Annotated in this window: 11 protein-coding genes; 9 read left to right on the forward strand and 2 right to left on the reverse strand. The window is 67.5% G+C overall.

Translation table 11 applies throughout. From position 1 onward, the window contains the following. Nucleotides 1-90 precede the first annotated feature (90 nt). Nucleotides 91-765: a peroxiredoxin-like family protein gene (locus DOL89_RS00495; protein WP_162937248.1), complete on the reverse strand. Its 675-nt coding sequence runs from the start codon at nt 763-765 to the stop codon at nt 91-93. Between the two features lie 240 nt (nt 766-1,005). On the opposite strand from DOL89_RS00495, the gene DOL89_RS00500 reads away from it, so the two are divergent. Beyond that, nucleotides 1,006-1,194: a zinc-finger domain-containing protein gene (locus tag DOL89_RS00500; protein WP_119677387.1), complete on the forward strand. Its 189-nt coding sequence runs from the start codon at nt 1,006-1,008 to the stop codon at nt 1,192-1,194. Between the two features lie 12 nt (nt 1,195-1,206). On the opposite strand, the gene DOL89_RS00505 is transcribed toward DOL89_RS00500, so the two are convergent. Continuing rightward, on the reverse strand, nt 1,207-2,049 hold the full coding sequence (locus tag DOL89_RS00505; RefSeq protein ID WP_162937249.1) for a CAP domain-containing protein: 843 nt from the start codon (nt 2,047-2,049) through the stop codon (nt 1,207-1,209). 300 nt (nt 2,050-2,349) lie between these two features. Between DOL89_RS00505 and DOL89_RS00510 the strand changes: the two genes are divergently transcribed. The 8 genes from DOL89_RS00510 (at nt 2,350) to DOL89_RS00540 (ending at nt 12,735) form a co-directional block, all read left to right on the forward strand. Continuing rightward, nucleotides 2,350-4,146: an SLC13 family permease gene (locus tag DOL89_RS00510; protein WP_162937250.1), complete on the forward strand. Its 1,797-nt coding sequence runs from the start codon at nt 2,350-2,352 to the stop codon at nt 4,144-4,146. 96 nt (nt 4,147-4,242) lie between these two features. Further along, a complete protein-coding gene (locus tag DOL89_RS00515) occupies nt 4,243-4,587 on the forward strand; it encodes a hypothetical protein (RefSeq protein WP_119677389.1) in 345 nt (114 codons plus the stop codon). Nucleotides 4,588-4,691: 104 nt separating this feature from the next. Continuing rightward, nucleotides 4,692-5,255, forward strand: coding sequence for a hypothetical protein (locus DOL89_RS00520; protein ID WP_119677390.1), 564 nt, complete (start codon nt 4,692-4,694; stop codon nt 5,253-5,255). A gap of 304 nt (nt 5,256-5,559) precedes the next feature. Further along, on the forward strand, nt 5,560-6,228 hold the full coding sequence (locus DOL89_RS00525) for a substrate-binding periplasmic protein (protein WP_162937251.1): 669 nt from the start codon (nt 5,560-5,562) through the stop codon (nt 6,226-6,228). 214 nt (nt 6,229-6,442) lie between these two features. After that, nucleotides 6,443-6,577: a hypothetical protein gene (locus DOL89_RS25800; protein ID WP_263973573.1), complete on the forward strand. Its 135-nt coding sequence runs from the start codon at nt 6,443-6,445 to the stop codon at nt 6,575-6,577. A 319-nt stretch (nt 6,578-6,896) separates the two neighbouring features. Continuing rightward, nucleotides 6,897-7,991, forward strand: a complete 1,095-nt coding sequence (locus DOL89_RS00530; RefSeq protein WP_119677392.1) for an efflux RND transporter periplasmic adaptor subunit — start codon at nt 6,897-6,899, stop codon at nt 7,989-7,991. Nucleotides 7,992-8,108: 117 nt separating this feature from the next. Then, on the forward strand, nt 8,109-11,246 hold the full coding sequence (locus tag DOL89_RS00535; protein ID WP_119677393.1) for an efflux RND transporter permease subunit: 3,138 nt from the start codon (nt 8,109-8,111) through the stop codon (nt 11,244-11,246). Nucleotides 11,247-11,340: 94 nt separating this feature from the next. Further along, a complete protein-coding gene (locus DOL89_RS00540) occupies nt 11,341-12,735 on the forward strand; it encodes an MFS transporter (RefSeq protein ID WP_119677394.1) in 1,395 nt (464 codons plus the stop codon). Nucleotides 12,736-12,801 lie beyond the last annotated feature (66 nt).

The following is a 12,801-nucleotide window of genomic DNA, read 5'->3' on the forward strand; positions in this document are numbered from 1 at the left end:
CGTGGGTAACACCCTGCCGCATATCGGGTCAATTCCGGGCCCCGTCAACAGTGCCGGCCGCCAACCCGGCCATGCGCGGAGCGGAGCCGCCTATGCGGAGACCAGCTCGTCCGCTGCCTCGGTCAGCAGGCTCGAGGCGGCCATCAGCGCGTCGATCGGCTCCATCCTGTGGGAGACGTCCAGATCGGCGAAGGACGCGGCCACGCGCCCGCCGGAATCCAGTACATAGGTGGCCGGAACGGGAAGGGACCAGTTCCTGTCGCCGTTGATCCGCTCCAGGTCCACGCCGAGCTGGCGGTAGATGTGACGCAGCATGGGCGGCAGGCTGTAGGACAGCCCCCAGGCGGCTGCCACGCTGTTCCCGGCATCGTGCAGCAGGTCGAAGGACAGGTTCAGCTTGGTGCGGGTCCGGAGGTTCTCCGCCACAGTCTGCGGGCTGACCGCCAGGACGGGAATCCGCAGCGCCCTGGCATAGGGCATCATCCGCTGCCATGCCGTCAGCTCCAGCCGGCAGAAGGGTGACCAGCCGCCCTGGATGAATGTGACCACTGCCGGCCCGCGGGCGAGGAGCCGGCCGAAATCCACCTCGCCGGCGACCCCTTCCAGGACGAAGGGAGGGATTCGGTCCCCGGTCCGGCGGGCGGACGTCAGCATGCCGCTGCTCCGCAGCAGCGTCTCCGCCACGCCGATCACCGCGGCCTTGTCCTCGCTCAGCCGGGCGAGGAAGGCCCGGCGCGCATTGACCAGCTCCTGTCGCAACGGCACGGCCATGCATCCCCGATCAGACCCGGCGGACGCATGCCGCTCCCGCCACAGGACCGGACGCGGTCTCTGCGAATTCGGGGTAGCACGGCTGTGTGAAACTTTTATGCGCGCGGGCCGGATCGGGCCGGCGGAGCACGCAAGCGTGCGGGTTGATCGCCGCGGGCAGTGCAGTATGATGCGCCCCGAATCCGACCCCGCCCAGATGGCGGGGCGCCTCCCTTTTTGAACGGGCCGACGAGCATGCAGCCGGTTGAGACCATCATTGTCGACGAGGATCAGGTTGGATGCGATGGCGGCGGCGGTGCGCTGGGCCACCCGCTGATCTACCTGACCATGGGCAAGGAGGGCCGCGTGGACTGCTCCTACTGCGGTCGCCGCTTCATCCAGTCGGAAGCGGGCAAGGCGCGGGCACACGGTCACGGGCATTGAGCGGACAGCGACTCAGCCACCCACCTCGACGATCGGGCCGGGATTGACGTCGTAATCGATTCGCCGCCCCTCGGTGCTGCGCCGCATGGCATACCATAGCCGGTAAGGGCCGGGAGTCTTCGGCGCGGAAAGCCGCGCCAGAGGGCCGAGATCGGGGCCGTCGGGGTTCCGTCCCATGGGGATCAGCGCCGCCAGCTCCGCCGATCCGATTTCGAAGCGCGTCGCGGCCGTGGGCAGCGGCCGGCCGGGCTCAAGGCGCATGGGCGCATCCTCCGCAAGCAGGGCTGTCCGCCGGACGAAAAGCTGGACGACATAAAGCATTGTCCCGTCGGTGACCGCGCCCATGCCGCCATGGGTCCAGCCCTCGTTCAGTATGTTCTTCCGGTGGCCCGGGCTGTCCATCAGGCTGTCCACGCTCAGCACGGCGGCGCGTTTAGGCTCCGACCGGCGGAACAGGTTGGTCTGGAACAGATTCTCGCCATTCGGTCCGATCTGGCGGCGGTGCAGGATGGCGATGCGCTGGTCCGGGGTCCGCCCGGCCTCATCCTCGTGGCGGATGCGGCCGACATCGACCAGGCGGTGGGTATAGAAGCGGGCCACCCAGGCCAGCTGCTCGTCGGGCTCCAAGATCGGGACGCCGGCCTCCTCTCGATGGGCGTTGGTCTCCGCCAGGATGCCGGCCTCCACATCCGGGAGATAGTCGGCGGAGGTCCGCACCTCCTCCCGGTAGGAGGCGAACTGGCGGAGATAGCCGGACGGGCTGTCCGCCTGTGCCGCCGCGGGCCGCAGGCCGGCCGCCAGCGCCGGTAGGGCCAGCGACAAGGTCAGTACGGAGCGGCGGCTCATGCCCTGCATCGTTCCAGTCTCCCTGCTTCCGTTCCGCGGTTTTCCAGTCATGCCGCGCCGCCGCGATTGCACAGTGCGCTTGACCTTGGGCGGCCTGCGCCTGCAATGACAGGATGGAAGGGCGCGGCATCCCCATCCTCTGCTGGCGTTCGCGCCGGCCCGCCGCGGTGAAACGCCGGCCCGTGACGGGCCGGTCCCAAGAGGATCGAGTCCGACAGGATCAAGGTTGAACGTGTCGAAGACAGGGCGACATACAGGTCCGGCGCCGGCATGGCCGGGTCCGGAGGCGCGGCGGAGGAACCGCCGGCCATGACTCTCGCCCAGTACCTGCCGGCTGCCGACCAGCTCATCATCTTCGCCATCCTGCTCGGCACCCTTGTCCTGTTCGTGTGGGATCGCTGGCGCTACGACGTGGTGGCGCTCATCGCCCTGTTCGTGTCCGTCATCACCGGCGTGGTGCCGGCCAGGGACGCATTCCAGGGCTTCGCCGATCCCGCCGTGGTCACCGTCGCAGCCGTGCTGGTCCTCAGCGGCGCGATCCGCAGCTCCGGCCTGCTGGACGTGATCCTGCGGCCGATCCTGCCGAAGCTGAAACAGCCGGATGTCCAGGTCATCTCCCTGAGTTTCATGGTCGCAGCGCTCTCGGCCTTCATGAACAATGTGGGCGCGCTGGCCATCATGTTGCCGGTGGCGCTCCGTGTCGCCCAGCGCACCGGCCGGCCGCCGGCGGCCCTGCTGATGCCGTTGGCCTTCGCCTCGCTGCTGGGCGGGCTGGTGACCCTGATCGGCACGCCGCCGAACATCCTGATCTCCGCCATCCGCCACGACATGGTGGGGGAGGGGTTCACCATGTTCGACTTCACGCCGGTCGGTCTCGGCGTTGCGCTGGCCGGCGTGGTGGTGATCGGCTTCGGCTGGCGGCTGATCCCCATCAACCGGCGGGGGGAGCGCGCCGGCGAGGACAAGTTCCGGGTCGAGGATTACACCACCGAGGTGCGTGTGCCGCCGACCTCTCCCTATGTCGGCCGGAACATCGGTTCCCTGGAGGCGCTGGGCGGCGGCGACGTGACGGTGGCCGCCATTTTCCGGGAGAATTACCGCCGCTATGTCCCGCACGGCCATTCCATGCTGCAGGCCGATGACATCCTGCTGCTCGAAGGCGACCCCCTGGCGGTCAAGCAGGTGGTGGATGCGGCCAAGGTGGAGCTGGTGGGCGGGGCCGAAGCGCCGCACGATCCCTCCGGCGATGGCTACGGGGTGGTGGAGGCAGTGGTCACCACCTCCTCCCCGCTGGTCGGCACCAGCCCCGCGGAGCTGGGGCTGCGCCGCCGCTTCGGGCTGAACCTGCTGGCCATCGGACGGCATGACCGACGGGCCATCACCCGGCTGAAGAGCGTGCGGCTGCGCCCCGGCGACGTGCTGGTGCTGCAGGGCCGCCTTGCCGCCATGCCCGACACGCTGGGGGAGCTGGGCTGCCTGCCGCTGGCGGAACGGAACCTGCGCCTGGGCCGTCCGCGCTGGCTCTGGCTGCCGGCCCTGGCCATGGGCGTGGCGGTGCTGGCCTCGGCATTGAACATTGTTCCGGTCAGCATCGCCTTCCTGGGCGCGGTGCTCGTCCTGCTGATGGCCGGGGCGCTGCCGCTGAAGGATGCCTATAGCAGCGTCGACTGGCCGGTCATCGTTCTGCTGGGCGCACTGATCCCGGTCAGCGAGGCGCTGCGGACCACCGGGGCCACGGATCTGATCGCCGGGCTGCTGGCGCAGGCGACGACAGGGCTGCCGCCCATCGCCGCCCTGGCCCTGATCCTGGTCGCGACCATGCTGATCACGCCGGTGCTGAACAATGCCGCCACGGTGCTTGTCATGGCGCCGATCGGAGGCGGGCTGGCCCAGAATCTGGGATTGTCGCCGGACGCATTCCTGATGGCCGTCGCCATTGGCGCCTCCTGCGACTTTCTGACGCCCATCGGCCACCAGTCGAACACGCTGGTCATGGGGCCGGCGGGATATCGGTTCGGGGATTACTGGCGGCTGGGCTTGCCGCTGTCGCTGACGGTCATCGCCGTGGCGCTGCCCCTGATCGCCATATTCTGGCCCATGCGCTGATATTCATGCATGTTGCCCGGCGGATCGTGCGCTGTATACTGGTGTAATCAGGCTATGTTCCTGATTCCGCAGCATTATTAACGGTCCGTAAACATCATGGCGTTTGACGGTGCGCTTTCCGTGGAGGGCAGGGCCGGCGTCCAGGACCGCCCCGGCGATCCGGTCGCCACGCGCCATGCCGCCGCGGTGCCGCTGGACCGGCTGCCCTTCGTCGGCCTGCGAGGCGATGGTCAGAAATCCTATTGGGTCATGCCGCGCCTGGCGGAAGGGGAAAGCCAGCAGCTTCGTGCCCGGACCTATGCCGCCTGGTTCCTGATCTATGCGGAAGCGAACGGTCCCGCAGCCCGCAAGTGGCTCCTCGACCGGATCGAGCGGGAGATGCCCTCCCGCTATCCCGGCCTGGACCGCATTTTCCTGTCCGAGGTCTCCGGCCGGTTCTGACCGCGCCCAGCCCGGAATAAGGTCCCGCGATCGTAGAACGAATCGTTAACCATACCGGGTCAAACTCGCCCCATGGTTCGGTCGTGCATCAAGGGATCAGCGCAATGACCTGCATCGTGGGACTGGTTGACGGGAACGAGGTTTGGATGGGCGGGGACAGCGCCGGCGTAGCCGGGCTGGACATCAGCCTGCGTGCCGACCCCAAGGTCTTCCACAACGGCAATTTCCTCATCGGCTTCACCAGCTCCTTCCGCATGGGGCAACTGCTGCGGTTCCGTCTGGCGCCCCCGCCGCGCCGACCGGAGCAGGACCTTTTCCATTACATGGTCTGCGACTTCGTCGAGGCCGTGCGGATCTGCCTGCGCGAGGGCGGCTTCGCCCACCGCAGCAACGACGTCGAGACCGGCGGGTTCTTCCTGGTGGGGGCCGAGGGGCGGCTTTTCTCGATCCAGGATGATTATCAGGTCAGCGAGTTCAATCGGGGCTATCACGCCATCGGTTGCGGCGCGTCCTACGCGCTCGGCTCCCTCTACAGCACCCGCGACCTGCCGGCCGGCGAGCGTGTGCGTCGTGCGCTGGAAACCGCGGAGCACTTCTCCGGCGGCGTGCGCGCGCCGTTCCTGATCGAGCGGACCGGAGCTGTCCAGCCTGCGCTGGTGGCTGCGTAAAACGCTTTTATATCGAAGTAGTATATCTGTAATTGAAGCGCCCCGCCCTTGGCTGGGGCGCTTTTTCTTTTTTGCTGCACGTCCGAGTATTCAGGGTCGAAAAAGTACCTCTCAACGCATATTCAATTAATCAATACAGGGCTGTTGTGCGGGTCATACTAAAGGAGGTAGTGTCAAGTGTGACCCCTTTTAGCGACTTTCGAACGAAATCATGTCTTTTCATGCATTGAAAGCCGGTATCGCTGCGGCGATCCTGGTTTTTACTCCCCTGAGAGCAGCGGGTGCGGAAGAAGCACGGACGCTGGTGATCATGTATCCGGACATGAATCCGTTCATCCAGCCGGGGGAGCGTGAAGGGGAGGCCAGCGGGCCGCTGGTCGAATGGATTTCCCGCGTCGCGGGTGAGGCTGGCGTCAGCCTTGTCTGGAAGGGGCCGGTTCCACGGGCACGCATCCTGGCGGAGCTGGAAACCGGCGTCGAGGCATGCCACCCCAATGCGCGCCTGACGGAGCAGCGCGAGGGCAAATTCAAGTTCTCGGCCCCGCTGTTTCCGCCGCCCCGGTGGCGTGTCCTGACCCGACGGGGCAGCCAGGTGGAGGCTTTTGCAAGCGCGTCCGACCTTCTGCGGGACCAGTCGCTGGTCCTTGGTCATATGCTGGGCGCCACGATGGGGCCGGAGCTGGACGATATCCTTGCCCAGCGCAAGGGGAACACCCTGGCCGTTCGCGGGTCGCCGCTGGATCTGCTGCGCCTCCTGCGCGCCGGCCGCATCGATTATCTGGTAGCCGACATGACGGCGATCCCGGCGGACAGGGGGAATGTGAGCTTCTCGACAGACGATCTGCGCGAACTGCAGTTCGCCGACCTGCCGGAAGCCGACGCGGGGCGCATCATGTGCAGCCTTTCGGTCCCGGATCAGGTGATCGAGCGGTTGAACCGCGCCATCGAGGAGGTGCAGCGGACTTCGCCGTGAGCGGCATATTCTGCAGGGTCAGGGGAAATTTTTTGCCGACAACAAGGAAATATTAACACCTTCGAGTGGACAGAATCCTTCGTTAACGCCCCGTTTTCCTGACTTCCCATAGTTGGCACATTGCTTGCTCATATCCGTTCTGCGTGTGTCGCCGGCGCGTCCGACCATCCGGAAGTGCGTTGAGCCGGCGAATGCGTCACGATGGGAGATAAGCATGAAGAAGTTCAAGATGTTCGCCCTCGCTGCCCTGCTCGTCGCCGGTGTCGGCGCTGCCGGCGCCCAGGCCAATTTCGGTGCGGCCGATCAGGCCATTCCGGGTCCGGGCTGCGGCGGCTGCTGGCCGGACTGACGTTCAGGGCGTGGGCAGGCCGGGAAACCGGGCTGCCCTCCTTGGCGGACAAGGAGTACCGAAGGCGTCGGCGAAAGGCCGGCGCCTTCACATTTTCCGAGGTACGGGAAACTGTAACCCTTCCGTTACAAAACCGACGTGGCCCTGCAAGGAACGGCGGGTTAGTGGTCCTCAATCGTGCGCGGGAAACATCACCAGAGCCAAAATTCAGGTGGGTTAAAACTTTCTCGCGTAATATAGTTGCCTTTGGCATCTTCAGCCGAGTTTCAGAGGTTGGGTCGCCCTGCCGGTGCGGCCGGATACGGTGAAAGAGCATTCCATGCGGCTTGCAGCTCAGATCGGAATCGTCGCAATCCTGGCCGCAGCCGGTGCAGGCGCCTGGTACATGACGGCCGGCGGGCAGGACCAGGAGGCGGTTCAGGGCGGCGTGGCGGCGCCGCCGGTCAGCGTGGTGGCGGCTCCGGCCACACTCGGCAGCATCGAGGTCACCTTCGATGCGGTCGGCACGCTCCGTGCGAACGAGGCGGTCACCGTCACCTCCAAGCTGTCGGGGATCGTCCGCTCCATCGGATTCCAGGAAGGGCAGCATGTGGCGGCCGGCGCCATCCTGGTCGAGCTGGACGCCACCGAGGCCCAGGCCGAGCTGGCCGTGGCGGAGGCGGAGCGCCGCACCGTGGCGCAGGAGCTGGAACGCTCCATCGCGCTGCTGGGCCGGCAGGCCGTGGCCCAGGCGCGGGTGGACGATCTGCGCATCAATCTCCAGGCCGCGGAGGCGCGGGTCAACGCCGCCCGTGCCCGGTTGCAGGACCTGACCATCCGCGCGCCCTTCGCCGGCGTCGCCGGCCTGCGCCAAGTCAGCCCCGGCGCCCTGCTGCAACCGGCCGACGCCGTCACCACGCTGGACGACATCAGCGTGCTGAAGCTGGAATTCATCGTGCCGGAAACGGCGCTGCGCAGTCTGGCCCAGGGCATGCCCATCGCCGCCACCACGCCGGTCTGGCCGGGGGAGGAGTTCCTGGGCATCGTGAGCGCGGTCAACACCCGCGTCGATCCGGTCACCCGGACCATCGCGGTGCTGGCCGACCTGCCCAATCCGGACACGCGCCTGAAGCCCGGCATGTTCATGACCGTGGGGCTGCAGTTGCAGAACCGCAGCAACGTGGTCCTGATCCCGGAGGAGGCGCTGGTGCCCATCGGGGATCGCCAGTTCGTCTTCACCATCGTGGACAGCAAGGTGGAGCGCCGTTTGGTCCAGATCGGGGCGCGCATGGGCGGCCGGGTGGAGATTGCCTCCGGCCTGTCCGCCGGCGATCTGGTGGTGACCCGCGGCACCCAGAAGGTGCGCGAGGGGCTGCCGGTCAAGGCCGAGGTGGAGCAGCCGCAGACGGCCCTTCGCCCCGATACGGAGACGTGACCGGCCGGGCTTCCGCCCGCCGGACATGAATGAAGGTTCGATTTTCCGCCGCGTCCTCCGCCGCGGGCCAGCCGCCCGCCCGGAGAGGCGAGGGCACAGCCCCGCGAGAGTGCAGCCATGGTCCTGTCCGACCTTTCCATCCAGCGGCCCGTCATGGCCTTCGTGCTCAGCGCCCTGCTCGTCGTCTTCGGCGTGCTGGGCTACGAGCGGCTGCCGGTGCGCGAGCTGCCGCAGATCGACTATCCGATCGTCTCGGTGGAGACCTCCTATCCCGGCGCCAGCGCCGAGGTGGTGGACCGCGAGATCACCGAACGCATCGAGTCTGTGGTCAACGGCATCGAGGGCATCAAGACCATCCGCTCCGGCTCCAGCGAGGGGTCGTCCAACGTCTCCATCGAGTTCGATATCAGCCGCGACGTGGACAGCGCCGCGAACGATATCCGCGACCGGGTCAGCCGCGTCATCGACAACCTGCCTGAAGAGGCGGACCCACCGGAAATCTCCAAGGTGGACGCCGACAGCCAGCCCATCATGTGGATCGTGCTGACCAGCGACCGCATGAACCGGCTGGAGCTGACCGACTTCGTGAAGCGCTATTACGAGGATACGCTGGGCACCATCTCCGGCGTGGCGCGCATCCGCATCTCCGGCCAGCGCGAGTTCTCCATGCGCGTCTGGCTGGACCGAAACGCCCTGGCCGCGCGCGGCGTCACCGTCCAGGACGTGGAAAGCGCCATCCGGCGGGAGAACGCGGAGCTGCCGGCCGGCCGCATCGAATCCTCGGCCCGTGAATTCACCGTCCGCACCGATACCCGCCTGTCCACCCCGGACCAGTTCAACCGCATCGTGCTGCGCCAGGAGGGCGCCAATCTGGTGCGGCTGGGCGACGTGGCCAAGGTGGAGGTCGGCCCGCGCGACGACCGCGGCGATTTCCAGGTGAACGGCTCCGCCGCCGTGGGCATCGGCATCATCCGCCAGTCCACCGCCAACACGGTGGATGTGGCCCAGGCCGTCCGCGCCAAGGTGGAGGAGCTGAAGCGCAACCTTCCGGCCGGCATGGTCATGGAGGTGCGGCACGACGAATCGGTCTTCATCAGCCAGTCCATCTACGAGGTGTTCCACGCCATCGCCGTGGCGGTGCTGCTGGTGATCATCGTGGTCTGGGTGTTCCTGCGCACGCTGCGCGCCACGCTGATCCCCGTGGTCGCGATCCCGGTGTCGCTCGTGGCCACCTTCGGCGTGCTCTGGGTGCTGGGCTTCTCCATCAACGTGCTGACGCTGCTGGCCTTCGTGCTGGCGGTGGGGCTGGTGGTGGACGACGCCATCATCGTCGTCGAGAACATCTCCCGCCGGATCGAGGAGGGGGAGCCGCCGCTGCTCGCAGCCTATCGCGGCGCCCGGCAGATCGGCTTCGCCGTCATCGCCACCACGCTGGTGCTGGTGGCGGTGATCCTGCCGCTTTCCATGCTCGAGGGAACGCAGGGCCGCCTGCTGCGGGAATTCGCCATCGCGCTCGCCGCCTCCATCGCCTTCTCCTCCATCGTGGCGCTGACCCTGTCGCCGATGCTCAGCTCCAAGCTGTTGACCGTGCCGAACCACAACAGCCGGTTCTTCCGGGTGACGGAAACGGTGTTCGAGGGGATGTCCAACGGCTATGCCCGGCTGCTGCGCTGGGCCATGGGCGCGCCGCTGGTGATCCTTGCGGCCTTCGCCGGTGTGGTCGGCATCACCTGGGTCAGCTTCCAGGGCCTGCCCAGCGAACTCGCCCCCACGGAGGACCGCGGCGTCTTCATGATCGCCCTGACCACGCCCGAAGGCTCCAGCCAGGCCTTCACCGTGCGCGAGATGGCGGAGGTGGAGCGCGTCCTGAAGCCCTATCTGGAGAATGGCGACGTCAACTTCGTGCTGTCCGTCCTGGCCCCCGGCTGGGGCGGCGCTTCCGCCGTGAACAGCGCCCGCATCGTTGTCCGCACGCCCACCTGGGCGGAGAGGGAGAACCGCAAGCCGGTGCAGGAGATCGTGGCGGAGATCCGCGGGGCCCTGATGTCGATCCCCGGCGCCCGGATCATGCCCATCATCCCCTCGGGCCTGGGCCGTGGCGGCGGGGGCGGGTCCAACCAGCTCCAGGTCGTGCTGGGCGGCAACACCTACGAGGAGCTGGCGGAGTGGCGCGACGGCCTGATCGAGGCCATGCGCGACTATCCCGGTCTGGTCGGCTGGGAGGCCGATTACGACGAGACCAAGCCGCAGCTCCGCATCCAGGTCGACCGGGAGCGCGCCTCCGACCTCGGCATCGCCATCGACGAGATCGGCGCCACACTGGAAACCATGATGGGCGGACGCCAGGTCACCCGCTATGTGGACCGGGGCGAGGAGTACGACGTCATGCTGCGGGCGGGCGAGGCGAACCGCGCCAACCCGCGCGACCTGTCCAACATCTACATCCGCGGCTCCAAGTCGGATGAGCTGATCCCGCTGGCCAACATCATCAACGTGGTGGACGTGGCGGCGCCGACCGAGCTGAACCGCTATGACCGGATGCGCGCCATCACCCTGACCGCCAACCTCGCCGACGGCACCTCCATGTCGGAGGCGATGGCGGCGGTGGAGCGTACGGTCATGTCCGTTCTGCCGCCCGAGGCCCGCTTCTCCTACGAGGGGGCGGCCAAGCAGCAGCAGGAGGCGTCGGCCAGCATCTTCTTCGCCTTCGGCATGGCGCTGCTGGTGGCCTTCCTGGTCCTGGCGGCCCAGTTCGAGAATTTCCGGCTGCCCATCATGATCCTGCTGGCGGTGCCGCCGGCCGTGTTCGGCGGCGTCATGGCGATCATCGCCACCGGCATGTCCCTGAACATCTATACCCAGATCGGCCTGATCATGCTGATCGGGCTGATCGCGAAGAACGCCATCCTGATCGTGGAGTTCGCCAACCAGCTCCGCGACGAGGAGGGGATGGAGATCTTCGAGGCCACGGTGGAGGCATCGCGCCTGCGCCTGCGGCCGATCCTGATGACCAGCATCGCCACCGTATTCGGCGCCATGCCGCTGGCCCTGGCCCATGGCGCGGGTGCGGAATCACGCTCCGCCATCGGCTGGGTCATCGTGGGCGGGGTCACCGCCGGCACGCTGCTCTCGCTGTTCGTGACGCCGGTGCTCTACGGTATGTTCGCCCGCAACATGCAGCCGGTCGGCGCCATCCGCCGCCGCTTGCAGGAAATGGACGCCAGCCACCGCGCGGCCGACATGCCGGCCGAGTGAGGATGCCGGCCCCGAACCGGATCGTGACGAACGCCCCGGCCGCTGCGCCGGGGCGTTCTGTCATGGGAGCGTCGCTTGTGGACCGAGCGGGGGCATGCCACCTTCGCGTCGCATCGGAAGCGGAGGGGTGACGGCAGTGGCGCAGGCTGGGACGGAAGGGCTGAAGGGACGGCGCAAGGCGATCCTGGGCTGGTGCCTCTATGACTGGGCCATGTCGGCCTTCAATACCGTGATCGGCACCTTTGTCTTCAGCCGCTATTTCACGGACGCCGTTGCCGGAGATCCGGCCCAGGGCACGCAGCAGTGGGGCATGGCCCTCGGCATATCCGGCATCATCGTCGCCATCCTTTCGCCGGTGGTGGGCGCCATCGGCGACAGGGGCGGGCGGGCCAAGCCCTGGCTGGCCGTGCTGACCACGGTCTGCGTGCTGGCCACGGCGGCGCTCTACTGGGTTCGGCCGGACGCCGCCTATATCCCGCTGGCTCTGCTCGCCATGGCCGTGGCCTCCACCGCGTTCGAGCTGTCCTACGTCTTCTACAACGCCCTGCTGCCGGTCGCCGCACCGCCCGGCTATGCGGGCCGGGTCTCCGGTTGGGGCTGGGGGCTGGGCTATTTCGGCGGGCTGGGATCGCTGATCCTCTGCCTGGTGCTGCTGGTGCAGACCGACGCGCCCCTGTTCGGGCTGATCGGCAAGGAGGAGGCTGAGCATGTCCGGGCCACGGCCTTGCTGGTAGCCGTCTGGTACGCGCTGTTCGCCATACCGCTGTTCCTTCTGGCCCCCGACCGGCCGTCGGTCGACAAGCCCGCCGGTCGGATCGTGCGGGAGGGGCTGGCCGCCCTGGCCGACACCGTCCGCCATGTCCGCAGCTACGGGAACACGGTCCGTTACCTGATCGCCAGCGCCCTCTGGCGCGACGGCATCAGCACCATCACCGCCTTCGGCGGCATCATGGCGGGCAGCCTGTTCGGCATGGACACGGCCCAGATCATCCTGTTCGCGATCATGCTGAACGTGGCCGCAGGAACGGGGGCGGTCGGCTTCGCCTGGGTGGACGACCGGTTCGGGGCGAAACCAACTTTGATCATCAGCATTCTGGGCCTGATGGTCTCCGCCACCGCCCTGCTGCTGGTTGGAACGTCCTACTGGAGCTGGGCCCCCATGCTGGCCCTGCCGCTGAACTGGACTCAGGAACAGCAATGGCTGCTGCTGTTCGGGCTGGTGCTGGGAATCTTCTTCGGCCCGGCACAGGCGGCCGCCCGCACCATGGTGGTCCGCATCTCCCCGCCGGGAATGGAGACGGAGCTGTTCGGACTCTACAATCTCACCGGCCGGGCGGTGGGCATGATCGGACCCTTCGCCTACGGCGCCGCCACGGCATATTGGGACAGCCAGCGCGCCGGCATGTCCACCGTACTGGTGCTGTTCACGGCGGGGCTGCTCCTGCTGCTGACCGTGAAGGAGCCGGCGCGGCGGGGAGAGGCGGCATAGGGCAGGGCCGTCCTTGTTCCGGCCCTCGCCCCGAGCTTGTCGAAGGGGGAGCGGGAAGGCGCCGCG

The organism is Indioceanicola profundi (genome assembly GCF_003568845.1).
GTDB lineage: Bacteria > Pseudomonadota > Alphaproteobacteria > Azospirillales > Azospirillaceae > Indioceanicola > Indioceanicola profundi.